Raw genomic sequence first — 17019 nt, 5'->3', positions numbered from 1 at the left:
TATTTTTTAATAAATTTTGCATAATATTATACTCCAGGACTCTCCTCGCCCATATATTTACGGGTAATATATCTTACAGGAAAACGGGAAGCAAGATAACCTATAACAAGTACAGTACAAAATGTTAGAACAAAGTCCAATAATCGCATTTCAACAGGATAAGCATTAACTACAAATGCTCCGGGATTACTACCCTGCATAGGAATAAGTCCAAACTTAATTTGCAGAAGACAAATAATTGCTCCGATAGCTAAACCTGCTAATGCTCCAATTATTGATATCAACCAACCCTCAAGAAGAAATAGTTTTCTAATTTCTGGCATGGTCATTCCCATACATTGTAAAGTTTTAATATCTTCTTTCTTTTCTATAATAAGCATTGTAAGTGAACCAATAATATTAAAAGAAGCAATTAATAAAATAAATGCCAGAATAAGAAATACAATCACTTTCTCTGACTTCATAATTTTATAAATAAGTTCATGTTGCTCGTACCTGTTTTTAACATTATACTTATCTCCAAAAAGTTTTTGTACTTCCCTTTCCACAGAATTTGCTTTTACACCATTTTTAAGCTTAATTTCAATTGCACTTACCTCTTTATTATATTCTAATAATTCTCTTGCGAAGCTTATCGGCACAATAATATATTGATCAATTTCAGGATCTATACCATATACACCAACCGGGTAAATTGTTTTTATTTTAAATGCTTTGTTTGGATCATCTGAAAACCCTGATGTTCTTTTAGGAATATAAACTTTTAATGGAGATATAAAGTTCATTGAAACAGACAAGTAAGCATTAACCCCCATACCTATAACTGCAACCGGATTATTCTGATATTCAAGCATAAAATGACCAGTAACTATCATAGAATCTATTCCTGTCATTTCTGCAAAAGAAGGGCTCACACCTTTCATTATAAAAGGGTGATAAACTTGTTCGTACTTAACCAGCGCATTTTCTTCTATTGATTCAGAATAAAGCTTAACACCAGGCATTGAATTAAGAATCTGTAACTTTAGACTGTCAGGTACAAATGTTTTTCCGTATACAGGCACTACCTTTAAATCAGGATCAAAAGAGTTAAATCGATCTACAATTAATGTTTCCAATCCATTAAAAACTGATAACACAACAACAAGAGCCATAGTACCTACAGCAATGCCCGTTGCCGTAATCGCAGAAATAACATTAATTACATTTGTTGATTTCTTTGAAAATAAATAACGCTTTGCTATGAAATACCTTAAATTCAATTCTTATTTCTTTAATAGTTCTTCTATTCTGTTCATATAATCAATGGAATCATCAATAAAAAAAGCAAGTTCTGGAATTAGCTTTACCTGATTTTTAATTTTCTGAGCCAGATTATGACGAATAACTTTTTTATTTTCATCAATTAGCGGAAATGCATTCTCTTTTCCATTTGGAGTAAAAATACTAAGATAAACTTTTGCAAGAGCTAAATCAGGACTCATTCTGACCATTGTTACAGATATCATATTCCCATTAAAAAGGCTTACACCCTCACGTTGAAATATTTCACTTAATTCCTTTTGAATTAACCTTGAAACCTTATTTTGTCTTATTGAATCCATAATAAACCGATTTAATTTAATTAAATTTAATAGCTCGAACAGGAGTTATTCTTGAAATTACAAATGAAGGTATAATAAGCATTAAAAATGTAACAACTAATGCACCAATATTTAGTAATAAAATTTGAGTTATATTTAAATACACTGGAACATATTCAATATAATACGAAGCCTGGTCTAAAGTAAAAACCCTAAAATAATATTGAATTAAACAAAGTCCTATTCCTAACAAATTGCCCCAAAACAAACCTTTTGTAATTAAAAATGCTCCATTATATAAAAATATTTTTCGAATACTTGCATCTTTTGAGCCCATAGCTTTTAAAATACCAATCATATTAGTTCGCTCAAGTATCATAATTAACAAGCCCGAAATCATATTAAAACCTGCAACTAAAACCATTAGAACAAGAATTACCCATAAATTTGTATTAAACAAACCTATCCAGTCAAAAATATAAGGATATTTCTCAATTATTGTCTGAACTCTTAATTTACTTCCATCAGGTTGAATTTTTGTACCTGCAATATCAAAAACATTTGCAGCGATTTCGTTAATATTATCAAAATCATTAATAGAAATTTCAAAACCAGAAATACTATCTTCACCCCAGTCATTTAATTTTTGAATATGCCTTAAATCTGCAATTACAAACATCTTATCAAACTCTTCCATATAAGTCTGATAAATTCCAACTATTTTAAATTTACGCATCCTTGGCGGATCTTGAATAAAATACATTGAAAGATTATTTCCAACATTTAAATTCAATAACTGAGAAAGTTTTTTTGAAATAACAACTTCATTTGATTTAACAGTATCAGGCAATACCAGATGCCTTCCATTTACCATATGCTCATCAAAAAAATTCCAATCAAAATCAGAACTAACGCCTTTTAAAATGACTCCCTGAATATTATCAGTAGTCTTTATTATACCAGGTTTTGTAGCATAATACTGAATATGAGTAACACCTTTAAGCTTTTTTAATTCAGGTAAAAACGACTGGTCTTTTCTTATAGGAGTTGTTTCATAAGAATAATTAGAATCGTAATTAATTATCTGAATGTGAGAGCCAAATCCAAATACCTTATTTCTAATTTCGGATTTGAATCCTGCAACCACAGCAACTGAAATTATCATTACAGCCAATCCAAGTGCAATTCCGGCAACTGCAATAGTTACAATAGGACGTGATATTCTGTTTCCTCCGCCCTTACCTGTAATTATTCGTCTGGCTATATAAAACTCAGTATTCAAATATTTTTTTTTGCAAAAGTAGTAAATTAGACTGGCTATAAATTCAAAATATTGATTTTTCAAATGTACATTTGTGATTAATTAAAAAATAAATTAGGTTTGATTAAAGTTTAAATATTCTATAATATGAGCGAAACCGAAGTATTTGCGATAGAAATAATAAGAGAGCTGGAAAAAAAATTTAAAACAGCCTGTTGCAATAAAGTTGCAGAAGCTTATTTAGATTGTGCACTTTTGGTTAAACACAAACTTAAAGAAAAACAATTAAAGAAATAATTTATAACTAACACGTTTGAGAATTTAGAACTAACAGATTGTACAAATCAGTTAAGTCAAAATTTAAAAAGGAGAAGATTAAATAATCTTCTCCTTTTTATTTAGTCAGAGTCCTTTTCAAGGACTCTGAGAAAAATCGGTTAATTGAATCCGTATTGTTGTTTTAAACTATCTAATAACTGACGTTCATTAGGATCAACAGTTCCGTCAATATTTGCAGCTTTTTCCATTAAACGGAAAACCTTTTCACGCTTCTTCTGATCCTCAGGCATTTTTAATGAAAGTTGTCCGTTTTGTGCCATTTGAAACATCGGTTCAACTTTATCAACATTATATCCGAATTTCTTAGCTAATTGTTCTGCATAATCACGTTCCTCCTGAGCAAATACGCCATCACAAGCCATTACAATAAGCGCATTATTAAATGCATAATCTCTAACATCGAGCACATTATCTATTGCATTTGGTTTAATGCCACCGGCAAATGCAGCACCATTCATTGCATAATATGTATAATAATCATTCAAGGTCATTAAATCTGTAACAATCCATTCATTAGCTGGGCTGTTAAGTTCATGTCCGCAATATTGGCATTTCAAATCAATAGTATCTCCTACTGGTCCGCCACAAGACGGACATCTGTGAGCATATAATGAACCTTTTGAAACTTCAGGATTGATGTTACGACTTAATAAAATAATTTTAGTATCTGTTACTACAACCGGATCAAGTTTAACTACAGATTTTTCTTTAGGAAGAACACGTTGATAAGAGTATTTAATTGATACAATCATTGTATTCATATTATCTTTCTGTAATGCTCCAATTAAAGTTACATCACTTAAGAATATACGGTTATATACAAATGGTTCTGCAGGATTAAATGTAGCTTTAATTTTTTCGAAAGCTTCATCTGAAGCAAAACGACGCAATATTGCCGGATCGTTAAGTACTCTTGCAGTTTCAACCTGTAAGAATGCATTGCTGGCTTTATCTTCTATCAGCTGAATAGAGAAGTCATCGTTATGTTGTTCTATTTCTAAAACTTTTTCCTGTAGATTAGTAGCCTTAATTACAAGTGGGTTAGATGAAATATAATCATCAGCCTGTGTAATTTCTGCAAGTACCCAATCGTATTCACCACTATTTGTTAGAGTTCCGCAGAATTCACATTTTGCAACTTCAGCTGTTTCTTTTGAAAGTGCAGCACCACAAGATGGGCAATTATCTGAAGAAAACATATCTTTTTCCTCAGCACCACGCTTTTTCAGATATGACCAATATTCAACAAATTCTTCACTGCCACCTGAGTTCAATTCAGAATATTTATCACTAATAAATCGATCAACAATTGAAGCATGAATAGCAACATGAACAACATCAAAAAATCCATCTGTATCTACTCTGTCAATATAAATATTTTTAACAGTCAGCTTGTCAATAGTGTTTTTCTGAGAAAGTTTATCCATCATTTTAAACTGAACATTCAAACGCTGATACATTCCATCACTAATGTACTTGCGAACTTTAGACATGTCTTTGTTTTGCCATGCTTCCTGAATCTGCATGAATGATGTTTTAACTTTTTCTTTAAACGATGCTTCATTGAAATTTGGATTATGCTGAATAAATTCGCTATATCCTTTAACTTTATCTACCGATTCACCTGAAGGCATTTGATTTAAAATAGTTCTTTGCTTTGCCTTTTTCATTCCAAAATATGCTAGAACAATTATGATTGCTATAACAATAAGATTATATGGGAATGGGATCAGCATAAGAATATAAAAAATTATTCCTATTAATCCATCTCCACCACCTCCGCCACTATGGCTAGAGCTACCACCAGCACCTCCAACTCTGGCATATGCATAATTTACCGCCAATAAAATCAGAAACGTAAATAGTACGTTTAATAAGGGTCGTTTAAAATTAATCATAGGGTTTTTAGTTATCATAGGTTAGAATTTTTTGAATAGTTAAAAGTATGAATTTTTTACAAATTTCAAAAAAAATAAAAAAGGATGTATAAAAATTATACACCCTTTTAAAATTTACTTAATTAAAAATTATTTCTTTTCTGTTCTCTTTTTAAATTCTGCCAATCCATTATCCAAAAATTCAATAAATGAATCTACATTTAAATCATATGCTTTTGGAGATACCAAAATTTCACCATCTGTATCTAATAAAACATAATATGGCTGGGCATTAACATTATATTTAGAAATTTGGATATCTGCATTTTTCTTTCCTATACTTGACTTCACCTTTCCATCATATTTTGAAGTAATCCATTCTTTTTCAGGCAATTCTGTTTTATCGTCAACATACATTGCAATTATAATAAAATCTTCTTTTAATTTTTTAAGAACCCGTGGATCTGACCATACATTGGCTTCCATTTCTCGGCAATTAACACAACCATGTCCAGTATAATCTACAAAAATTGGTTTATTTAATTTTTTAGAACAAGCTAATCCCTGTTCATATTCAAAATAACCCTCAAGACCATGAGGCAAATGAAGAAAATCACTATACTTAGGTTTTTCACAGAGTTTTGACTCTTCTGACTGAACTCCACCAGAACCTGCATTTTCTCTTACAATTCGCGAAATATCAAAATCAAGACTTGTTTGAGGCGGCATATATCCTGATAATAATTTTAATGGAGCACCAAACATACCAGGTATCATATACAAAACAAATGAAAAAGTAATAATGGATAACATTAAACGCGGAACTCCAATATGTTTTAAATCACTATCGTGAGCAAATTTTAATTTTCCTAACAAATAAAATCCCATTAATGCAAAAATTATTATCCATAAAGCCAGATAAACTTCTCTGTCTAATATTCCCCAATGGTAAGTCTGATCGGCAATACTTAAGAATTTTAAACCTAATGCAAGTTCTAAAAATCCTAAAACAACTTTTACAGAATTTAGCCAACCACCTGATTTTGGTAAGCTGTTTAACAATGAAGGAAAGAAAGCAAAAGTTGCAAATGGTAATGCAAATGCTAAAGAAAATCCAAACATTCCCACTATTGGTTCAAGAATCTGACCACCTGCCGACTTTACCAAAATTGCACCTACTATAGGACCGGTACATGAAAATGACACGAGTACCAATGTAAATGCCATAAAGAAAGATCCCAACACACCACCTTTTTCTGATTTACTATCTGCCTTATTTACCATCCATGAAGGCAAAGTAATTTCAAACATTCCAAAAAATGAAGCTGCAAAAATAACAAATATCAAAAAGAAAAATATATTGGGAATCCAATGTGTACTTAGGAAGTTAGCAAAATTAGCACCTAATGTTATCGCAACAACAGTCCCAATAACAGTATAAATAAGTATTATTGATAAACCATAAACCAATGCCTGAAACCTTGCTTTCCTTTTATTATCAGAATTATGCATAAAGAATGATACTGTCATTGGAATCATAGGGAAAACACATGGCGTAAGAATAGCTGCCAAACCTGCTAAAAACGAAAAGAAAAACAATACCCACAAAGAATCAGACATACCCGGAACTGTAGTATTTACCGGTGCATTAACAGAGTCAGTTTTTTGTTCAACTGTTTTACTGGAATCTGCATTTAATGTTGCAACATTGTGCAGAGTGTCAGTTGAGATTGTATCATTATTACTAACTTGCGAAATACTTGGTTCTATATTAAAAATAAAATCCTGATCTTCCATCACACACATTCCATCTAAAAGACAGGCTTGATATTCTTGCGTTCCTTTTATTTTGAATGGCTTATCAGTCAATATTTTTATTCTTTGAATAAATGAACCACCCTTTTCATAAAAGGATCTGTTGGCAGCCATTAAATCGTCATATTCTTTTTTAGGAGCAGGAGTTTCTGACATTGAAATCAACTTATAATCTTTAGATTTTTCAAAAGTGAAAATCATTGGATTTAACTCATCCTTAAGTGTATAAAAATGCCAATCTTTTTCAGATGTTCCTTTAAAAATTAAATCAGCTTCACTTTCAGTAACCTTTTTAACAGAGTATTTCCACGAAACATGCTTTTGAATATTCTGTGAAATAACCTGATTAGAAGTAACTGTTATAATTAATAACGATAAAATCGTAATTATTGAATAAAAATCTTTTCTCATATTTTACTAATTAAAATTTCACATATAGTTAAAAACTAAATCCTTTTACCTGAATCTACGCAAAGGTAAAATAAATAGTGCATTTAAAATCCAAAAAAAAATGAAAATCATATAAAAAACATTAAATAAATATTTTGCAGAACATCTTTTTTTTATTTTACATATAGAAATCATAATATGATATTTTTCAACACTATATTAACAATTTTAACATGTTATTACATTTTATGTATCGTAACACAGCTTTGAACTTATTCGATTTAGTTAATTTTAATATTTGTTTAAACAGCTATAACTACATGAAATTAAATCAATAAAACACTTGAATGTCACCTTAATTTGGTTTATTTTTGTAAAGTGTAAACCTAACCCTATGAAAACTAAACTAACAATTGCAATTATATTGCTCTATTGTTTTATTTCCCAAAATTCAAAAGCTCAAGTTTCAATAAATACTTCCGGACTTGCCCCGGTTGCATCATCAATGTTGGATATTACTTCAACTACTAGTGGGTTGCTTATTCCACGAATGACACTTGTACAAAAGACAGCTATTGCTGCACCTGCAACTGGATTACTGGTTTATCAAACTGACGGACAAAATGGTTTCTGGTATTTTAATGGCACTGCATGGATTAGATTATTTGGTGGAAATGCATGGGATATACTAGGAAATACCGGAACTTCTTCAGCAACAAATTTCTTAGGAACTACAGATGGTCAAGATCTTCAATTCAGAACAAATAATATAAATAAAATACTAATAAAAAGCAGTGTATATCCTACCGTTGGAATTGGAACTTCATTTCCTGTAACAAATTTAGATGGTAATGCATCTATATTACATTTACATGACGGTGGTAGTGCTATTCCATCTCAACTTATTTTAAGTACACACTCAACAACTGCAGGAGCAAAAACAGGAAATTTAATCTTTTCAGCAACTCAAGTAACAAATGACAGAAGAACCGGATCAATTGAAAGTAATTTAACCGCATACGCTGGAGGAAATGCCTCAGGTGATTTAAGATTCTTCACTAACAACATAAACAGTTATACCGAGAAAATGAGAATTATGCCCAATGGTTCAATTGGAATCGGAACAACATCCCCAGCAGTTACTTCAATTTTAGATTTAACCTCAACTACAAGTGGTATGCTTACACCAAGAATGACCCTTGCTCAGAAAACTGCAATAACTGCTCCTGCCACAGGATTATTAGTGTATCAGACTGATGGACTTACAGGTTTCTGGTACTTTAACGGAACAATTTGGGTTAGATTATATTCAGGAACAACAAGTGCATGGGATTTATTAGGAAATGCTGGAACTGTTGCTTCTACAAATTTTATTGGAACAACAGATGCAGTAGATTTTGTTATAAGAACAAATAATTCTGAAAATGCAAGAATTACAAGTGGTGGATTAGTTGGTATTGGAATAAATGCTCCTACACATAAATTAACAATTCAAAGCGGAACAATTAGCACTCTTAGATTAATAGGACCAGGTGGATTTGGTTCAACTGCCAGGCTAAATTTTGGCGATGGAAATTATGTATATCTGGATGAAGATATTGATGATAATCTAACAATTTATGGTTCTGGAAGAACTGCAATTATGGGAGGTAATGTTGGAATAGGACTTACAACTCCAGCTTATGATTTAGAAATAGATGGCAGTTTTGGATTCGGTGACGGTACAGCAGGTTCTTATCGATCAAGAACTGAAACCAGAAACGATGCCGGGCAAATGGCTACTCAATCAGGATTTTTTCAAACATCTGCTCCTGCACCTGCAACAAGTTGGCCAACTGGAGCAGGAAGCTGGTGGCATTTAATTGATTGCAGACATTCCAACAATGGAAATAATTATGCTCTACAACTAGCAGGCGGTTTTTTTGATCAAGAATTATATTTTCGAAAGACTAACAACAATGCTTCTCAGGCATGGAAATTAATTTTAGCGACAAGTACAGCAGGTAATGCAGGTCAAGCATTAATATCACAAGGAGCGGGATTAGAACCTACATGGAGCGGTGTAATTACTCCGTCTCAGATATACAGCGTTGAAAGTACATCTTCAGTTACTTTGAATGGTTCTTGGCAAATTATTCCTGGAGAAAGCCTTACTATTAACGGCTTAATTGCCGGTGATAGGGTATTAATTAATTATTCTGGTAATGCATTAATGACTTCAAGTGATCACGCAGATGTTAGTACAGCCGCATTCTCAAATGGTGTTATGATCGCTATTGGCGGATATTCTAGATTTAGTTTGGATTATTCTGGAACAAATTGGGTTGGTTGGCAAAATTTTTCTTCCGTTGCCAGATATACAATCCCTGCAAATGGCAACTACACATTTGACGTTCGTGCTTACATGTCAGGAAGTGGTACTATTTCAGTTGGAGGAAACTCTACTCAAGCAACTGAAGGGGTATTAATTATATATGTTCTAAAAAATTAATAATATGAAAACTTTTTTTTTATCTCTCTTGGTTATAATTACCATTACCGTAAAATCACAAGAAATTACAAGAGAAAAAATTGATATTGTTGAAATTGGTAATGGTATATTAGAAAATGGAAAAGCAGTTATTAAATGTCAAAAATGTGATAATCCCGAAAACTATGTTGTCTCTCTTACAGAGATAACTCAACCATTAGAATTATTTATTTCAGAAAAAAATAATTATTCATTTACTGTAGAATCCAAAATCAGTATGAATGGTAAGTTTGATTTTATAGTTTATAAAAAAACTACCGTAACTATTTCAAATTCTAAATAAAAAATCTTTATTATGAGAGCAACCATTAAACCCAAATTGTACTACTTTAAACCCAGTTTTATTTTCATTCATAAACAAGCAAAATATTCACATTTAATTTAATGCTATTAATTTACATATTTTTATCAATTGTCAATTTTAAATATAATTCAGGTATTTTCACCTAACTTATTTTTAATAAAAAACGTAAAATTACTTGACACGATATGCTAAATAACATAAATTTGCAACTGATAAAATATTAATTTATGAAAACAACACTTACAATCACGTTTTTAACTATTCTGCTTTTTTCAATTCAAGTATCTGAAGCACAAGTTTCAATTAACACTTCCGGTTTAGCTCCTGTTGCATCATCAATGCTTGATATAACTTCAACAACAAGAGGTTTACTTATTCCAAGAATGACTCAAGCTGAAAGACTGGCTATTGGTGCGCCTGCAACAGGTTTGTTAGTGTTTCAAACAAATTTATCAATTGGTTTTTGGTTTTATGATGGAACTGCCTGGACCCAACTTTCTTCAGCTCCAACTGGTACAGAATGGTGGATCAGACCAGCCGCAGCCAATTATATTCAACCAATATCTAATGCAAATATCAGAGCTTATGATGCAGGACAAACATATGGAGTTTGGTATGATGGTTCTACAAGTCAGTATGCAATTTATGCAAGAACACAATCAGCAACCTCACCAACTTCTGCTATAGTTGGATTTTCTGACGTTTCTGGTAATCAAACTTATGGTTATCTTGGATTTAATGGCAATTATACCTCTGGCACTTTGAGTGTTGATGGTTCTGCAGTATACGGTGTTGTAGATGATCCTAACAGAACTGGTGGTTTTTTTAGAACTACAGGAACAGCATCTGTTGCTGCAAATATAAATTTCTCTAATGTATGGATTGCAAGTTTTAATAAAGTTGACAATGCATCTGATACCTATAACCCATGTGCAAATTACGGAGAATTAAACGTTTCAAGCACAACCTTAAGTGGTTATCAATCAGCATTATTTGGATATTCAAATAGAACTGCAGCTTCTGGCAATTCGGGATATACCGTTGGTGTACAAGGTATTGCTGTTGGTCAAAGTCAGGACTCATATGGAATAATGGGTGTAGCTTCTTGTACAGGAACAGCATACGGTGTTGGATTATATGGAGAAAGTTCTGATAACGCAAATGGATCTGATTATTTTTCTGCAAACGTTGGTGCAGTTGAAGGGAATGGAGCTTGGCTAACAACAACTTACAATTATGGTGTTGTTGGCAGATATGCTGGTGCAGGTACAGGTAGAAGAAGTGGTGGAGTTTTAGGAACATACTGGACTTCAGATTGGGGATCTTTAGGCTATCTAAATAGCGCAGGAACTGCATACGGTTTATGCTATGTTGGAGGAGGTGTTACTGCAGGTAAAAGTGTGAATCACATAGCAACTGAGATAGGTATGGGTGGAAGTGGTGATTTAATGGGTGGTTGGATTAATGGTAACATTTATGGGTTAAATGTAAAAGGTGAAAGATATAGCATATATACTCATGGTCGCCAGTATTCTAATGATATAATTACATTATTAGCTGATGTTCCAAATTCAGATTCCAGAATACCTACTTATGTTCCTAGTTCAATGACTGTTGATGTTTACGCTCGTGGAACGGCTACCCTTGTTAACGGTGAAACCATTATTAATTTCTCTAAATCATTTAAAGATGTAACTTCTGATATAGACCCTGTTATAGTAACAGTTACACCAGTTGGCAGAAATGCTGGATTATATATTGATAATTGTACAAAAAACGGTTTTAAAGTAGTTGCTGGCGATCAATCATTTGATAAAACTACACCATTACAATTTACATGGATAGCAGTTGGAACAAGAAAAGGATATGAAAATCCTGTTACACCTGAAGAATTACTTCCAAAAAGTTATGAAACTAATATGAACGGTGTTATGTTTAACGAATCTGATTTAAATAATTCTGCTTTACCTATATGGTGGGATGGACAACAATTACGTTTTGACTCTGTACCATCACATTTAAATAAAAAAACTGCTCTTTCTAAAGAAACAATACACAAAAACAATAATATTATTGAAAATAAATCGACTAAAAAAAACATTATATCTTCAATTAACAAAAATTAAAAATGAAATCAATTTTATTAATATTTCTCTTTTTTCCTTTATGCCTATTCTCCCAAGGGCTTCTCATTAATGCCGGTCAACTTAGGATTGAAGGTGGAAATGTTGTAATTGCTGCCAATGGAAACTGGACAAATAACGGAACAGTAAATTGTGTTTCAGGAAGCACAGTAAACTTTGTTGGCAACACATTGCAAACTATTCAGGGAACAAACACAACATCATTTTCTAATTTAACAGTAAATAATTCTGGTGGAGGAATAATAATTGGAAGAAATATTAGCACATTGGGAACACTATTAATTACACAAGGAAGTATAGATTTAACAAATAACAATATAGATTTATCAACTACCGGTTCCATTTCTGGTGAAACTGAAACAAATAGAATAAAAGGAACTGATGGATTTGGAATTGATGGGTTGGGATCAGGAACTATTCAAACTACTCGTCTTAATCCAAGCGGTAATGTAGCAGGCTTAGGATTAAATATTACCCCAACTGTTGCTTTAGGTAATACAGTTATAACACGTGGTCATCTTAGACAAGCAGGCTCAGGAAGTTTTTCTGGAAGTTGGAGCGTTCTCCGTTATTATGATATTCAGCCAACCACAATGACTACAATTTCTGTAAACAATTTTAATTATTGGGGAGGTGTAGGAAACCCCGAATTAAACGGACATACTGAAGCAAATTTACAAATGTTTCAAAGAGTGAATTATGGAGGACCAACATTCTGGGAACCTAGGACTAGCACTCCCAACGCTGGAGCAGATTTCGTTTCATCCACTTCGGTAAATAATTCAGTGGGCGGAATTATTCGCATTACGCTTGGAAGCACAACAACACCATTACCTGTAGAATTAATTAATTTTAAAGCAGAATGTGATAACAATGTAAATAATATAATCTGGCAAACAGCCAGTGAATTTAATAACAATTATTTTTCTGTTGAGAAAAGCCCAGATGGAGAAAATTTTTCGTCTTTTACTCAAGTTTATTCACAAGGCAATAGCTCTATAATTCAAAACTATAACGCTGTTGATTTTAATCCTTTTATAGGCACTAGTTATTATCGATTACATCAATACGATTTAGATGGTCAAGAATCATTTTCTAATATAGTTAGTTTAAACTGCAAATCAGATAATTTCAAAGAAGATATACTTCCAGTTTCACCTTCAAACAACAATGTAGATGCTATCATACAAGGAATTCCCGGTACTTCATATGAAATTAAATTAACTAACCTTTTAGGACAGGTAATTGCAAATAAAACAATTAATTTAGTAGATTTCCAGCAAACTGCACGAATTTATGATACTAATTTAGCTATTGGTATGTATTACCTAGTAATGCAAACCGAAACAAAAAATATAAGTAAGGCTTTAATTATAAATCATTAAATATTAATTATAAAAATTAAAGCTGAATAAATACAAATTAAAAGAATACATCTAATTTATTTAATATTCTGTCAAAAAAACAACAAAATACTTGACTTCCGGTTTTTTATAGTGTAAATTTGTTAATACTCGTATTTCGCCAATCTCATACAACTAAAAATTTAAAAATATTTATTATGAAACCTCCTTTTTTAATTTCAATATTAATAATTTTTAATTTTTATAATGCTATTGGTCAAACCATAGAGCAAAACAATGCAAATACTGAAGTAAAAGAAACAATAAGTGTAATTATAGATGACAATTCATCAAAGATATCACCAAACAAATCAAATAACTCTAACACACAAAATAATACAATTACATTAAGAGAAAAATATTTAACATTAGAAGAACTATTGGAAATTGATTTGAATAAAATTGAGATTGATGTTTTAACTAGAAATACTCTTAATGAAATTTTACTTGAACGAAAACAAACATTAAATAAAGGATTATCAATAGAAGACATAGATAAGAAAATATCAAACTATCTTATTAAACTCAAAATAAAAGCATGAAATCTATCATTTTAAACATTTTATTTGTTTTAATTGTCTCATATGCTTTTGCTCAACCTGCAAATGACGAATGTGCTGGTGCTATTCCTTTAACAGTTGGAGCTACCTGCTCATATACTGCAACAACAAATGCTTTAGCAACTGCATCTGCTGGTGTTCCTGCTCCTGGTTGTGCAAATTATCTTGGCGGTGATGTTTGGTACTCAGTTGTAGTACCTGCTTCAGGACATTTAATTTTTGACTCGCAAGCAGGTGTTGTAACAGATGCAGGTATGGCAATATATTCTGGAGCATGCGGAAGCCTTAGTCTTATTAATTGTGATGATGACAATAGTAATAATGGATTAATGGCTATGATTGATCAAGCAGGCTTAACTGCTGGATCTACAATTTACATAAGAGTATGGGAATATGGAAATAACAATAATGGTTCATTTTCTATTTGTGTATACGATCCAGGCTTAGGTGCATGTGCGAGTGTAACTTCTATTGCAACTTGTGGAACTAACCAAACTGTTACTTCAGGTGGCGGTAGTGGTATTTGGAACTCAGGTTTATGTGGAAGTGGAACACCAGGCAAAGAAAAAATTTATAGCTACGTAGCTCCATCAACAAATAGTTATTATATTTCTGTTACTACAGATGGAAGTTGGATGTCTTATGCCTTTCAGGAAGGTACTTGTGAGTCATCTGGCTGGAATTGCATTTCAAGAATAAGCACCTCTGGTGCATATGGTCCTTTTAATTTAACTGCCGGATTAACTTACTATTTTTTAGTTGACGATGAGGATGCTGCTAGCTCTACTCATATTTTCAACATAGTTTGTCCAGAAACGCCTGGCAATTATCAACATTCTACAACAAGCCTACAAGGCACATATTTAGGCGACTGTATGGTAAATACATGTGCTGGTGTTTACACAGATGACGGATTGGGAGGTGCTGGTTATTATTCACCTAATATAAACGGAGTTTATAGAACATTCTGTCCGGATGCACCAGGCAAATGTTTACAGGCAACTATTACATCTATGGATATTTACTATAATGCTGGTTGGACTGATTATCTATTTATAAAGGATGGACCTACTCAGGGAAGTCCAACATTATGGGTTGGAGCCGGAACATTAGCAACTCCGATTACCGGGGGTGGTACATGGGCAAATCCTATTGTTTCAACTGATCAAAGTGGCTGTCTTACTTTTCAGTTTTATTCAAGTGCTGTAAACGAAAGACCAGGATGGTCAATAAACTTAAGCTGTAATGACTGTGGAACAACTCTTACTAATAATGACTGTATCACAGCAACACCAATCTGTGGAGCCACTAATATGTCATCCGCAAGCACAGGACCTGGAATCACATCAGTATGTGGTGGCTGTAATTTAAGTGAGAATTATTCAAGTTGGTACTATTTTGAAATTACAAATAGTGGAAGACTTTCTTTAGATTTAAAACCCGAAGATTTTTTCGAAGATTACGACTTTGCATTATACCAGGCAACAAATTGCACTTCGCTAGGAAATCCTGTAAGTTGTACTTATGCTGCTTCGCCAACATATTGCAATAATATTTCAGATGGAGCTTCTTATTATATCTCTAATGTGAGTTTTAATACTATTAATAATACATCAACTGAAAATACCGATAATCATTCAAACTACACATCAATAAGTACTAATGTAAATTCTGGATCTTCCTACAATTTAAGTGTAACTGTTGTTGGTAATGGGATGGAAGTTGTTGCTTGGTTTGATTGGGATAAAAGCCTTACATTTGATGCAGGCGAATATTATGTAATTGGAACAGGAGGGCCAGGTGTTATTGGACCAATTAGCATAACAATACCTCCAACTGCGCGGGCAGGCAAAACTGGATTTAGAATTTATACTGCTCGAGGTGGTTATCCACCAGCTGCTAATGCTTGTACTTCATATGCAAATGGCGAAATTGAAGATTATGCCATATTTATTAATGACGGTACACATTGTTCCAACAACGTTAAAGATGCTGACGAAACCGGAGTAGATTGTGGAGGTGTAGATTGTGTTTCATGTGCAGCAAGCAACTGGCCAACAAATACAGGAACTAACAATGTAGCAACAGATGTTTCTGAAGATGTAACTGGTAATAGTTGGGTATCTAGTATGCCTGTAAATGCTGGTGAATCGTATTATTTAATGGTTAATAACTGGTCACCAGGTGCAGCTGGTTTTGATTTAATTTGGAATTTTAGTGAAGGTGGAGCTATGGATTGTGCTATTACACTACCTATTGAATTATCATACTTTAATGCATTTAAGAAAAATAATTTTGTTCAGTTAGAATGGACCACAGTTTCTGAAACTAATAACGATTACTTTACTGTACTTAAATCTTACGATGCTAATATTTATAAACCTATTAGTAAAGTTAATTCTGCAGGAAATTCAAATACTGCACAATACTATTCTGCAGTTGATTTAGAAGCACTAAATCAAACTACATATTACAGATTAAAGCAAACTGATAAAGATGGCAAATTTTCTTATTCAGATGTTAAGGTATTAAATCCTGATAGTTTTACTGAAACTTTAAATTCTTTGAATGCATACTATGCAAGCTCAACACAGGAAATTTTTGTTTCTTTTAATGGTGTACCTAACGAAAATTATTATTATACAATATATGATATGACGGGTAGACCAATAAAGAAAAACGTAATCAAAGCAAGTAATTCTGCAAAAGGATATGTTGTAATAGGCACTAATGATATATCTCAAGGAATATATAGTTTTATATTAAATGACAAACAAACTGTCATTCAACAGAAACTTATTATAACAAAGTAA

12 protein-coding genes are annotated in these 17019 nt (G+C 32.3%); 7 read left to right on the top strand and 5 right to left on the bottom strand.

Annotated features, from left to right (window positions below):
• Window positions 1-26: 26 nt before the first annotated feature.
• From HY951_05500 to HY951_05490, 3 genes are read right to left on the bottom strand one after another with little or no spacing between them, the layout of a single operon-like run.
• Complete coding sequence (locus HY951_05500) at window positions 27-1262, bottom strand: ABC transporter permease (protein MBI5539493.1); 1236 nt, start codon at window positions 1260-1262, stop codon at window positions 27-29.
• A gap of 3 nt (window positions 1263-1265) precedes the next feature.
• Window positions 1266-1604, bottom strand: coding sequence for a 30S ribosome-binding factor RbfA (rbfA, locus tag HY951_05495; GenBank protein ID MBI5539492.1), 339 nt, complete (start codon window positions 1602-1604; stop codon window positions 1266-1268).
• 16 nt (window positions 1605-1620) lie between these two features.
• On the bottom strand, window positions 1621-2865 hold the full coding sequence (locus HY951_05490; GenBank protein ID MBI5539491.1) for an ABC transporter permease: 1245 nt from the start codon (window positions 2863-2865) through the stop codon (window positions 1621-1623).
• Window positions 2866-2991: 126 nt separating this feature from the next.
• On the opposite strand from HY951_05490, the gene HY951_05485 reads away from it, so the two are divergent.
• Window positions 2992-3141: a hypothetical protein gene (locus HY951_05485; protein ID MBI5539490.1), complete on the top strand. Its 150-nt coding sequence runs from the start codon at window positions 2992-2994 to the stop codon at window positions 3139-3141.
• A gap of 140 nt (window positions 3142-3281) precedes the next feature.
• Here HY951_05485 and HY951_05480 read toward each other — a convergent pair whose 3' ends face one another.
• Together HY951_05480 and HY951_05475 are read right to left on the bottom strand one after the other, a co-directional pair.
• Window positions 3282-5099 carry a TIM44-like domain-containing protein gene (locus HY951_05480; GenBank protein ID MBI5539489.1) on the bottom strand — a complete coding sequence of 606 codons (1818 nt, stop codon included), beginning with the start codon at window positions 5097-5099 and terminating at the stop codon, window positions 3282-3284.
• 111 nt (window positions 5100-5210) lie between these two features.
• The gene (locus HY951_05475) at window positions 5211-7286 is read right to left on the bottom strand and encodes a thioredoxin family protein (GenBank protein ID MBI5539488.1); all 2076 of its coding nucleotides are present in this window, start codon (window positions 7284-7286) and stop codon (window positions 5211-5213) included.
• A 373-nt stretch (window positions 7287-7659) separates the two neighbouring features.
• Here HY951_05475 and HY951_05470 point away from each other — a divergent pair, with 373 nt between their 5' ends.
• From HY951_05470 to HY951_05445, 6 genes are all read left to right on the top strand, one after another.
• Window positions 7660-9756 (top strand): hypothetical protein, encoded by a 2097-nt coding sequence (locus HY951_05470; GenBank protein MBI5539487.1) that lies wholly within the window; start codon window positions 7660-7662, stop codon window positions 9754-9756.
• Window positions 9757-9760: 4 nt separating this feature from the next.
• Window positions 9761-10078 (top strand): hypothetical protein, encoded by a 318-nt coding sequence (locus HY951_05465; GenBank protein ID MBI5539486.1) that lies wholly within the window; start codon window positions 9761-9763, stop codon window positions 10076-10078.
• A 248-nt stretch (window positions 10079-10326) separates the two neighbouring features.
• The gene (locus HY951_05460; GenBank protein ID MBI5539485.1) at window positions 10327-12225 is read left to right on the top strand and encodes a hypothetical protein; all 1899 of its coding nucleotides are present in this window, start codon (window positions 10327-10329) and stop codon (window positions 12223-12225) included.
• 2 nt (window positions 12226-12227) lie between these two features.
• Window positions 12228-13628: a T9SS type A sorting domain-containing protein gene (locus HY951_05455; GenBank protein ID MBI5539484.1), complete on the top strand. Its 1401-nt coding sequence runs from the start codon at window positions 12228-12230 to the stop codon at window positions 13626-13628.
• Window positions 13629-13804: 176 nt separating this feature from the next.
• Window positions 13805-14188 (top strand): hypothetical protein, encoded by a 384-nt coding sequence (locus HY951_05450; GenBank protein ID MBI5539483.1) that lies wholly within the window; start codon window positions 13805-13807, stop codon window positions 14186-14188.
• On the top strand, window positions 14185-17019 hold the full coding sequence (locus tag HY951_05445) for a T9SS type A sorting domain-containing protein (GenBank protein ID MBI5539482.1): 2835 nt from the start codon (window positions 14185-14187) through the stop codon (window positions 17017-17019). The genes HY951_05450 and HY951_05445 overlap by 4 nt, the downstream gene beginning before the upstream one ends.

It is taken from the genome of Bacteroidia bacterium (genome assembly GCA_016218155.1).
In the GTDB taxonomy this organism is placed as follows: domain Bacteria; phylum Bacteroidota; class Bacteroidia; order Bacteroidales; family GWA2-32-17; genus GWA2-32-17.
Note: the sequence above shows the minus strand (reverse complement) of the source record. Positions and strands in the feature narration are given on the sequence as shown.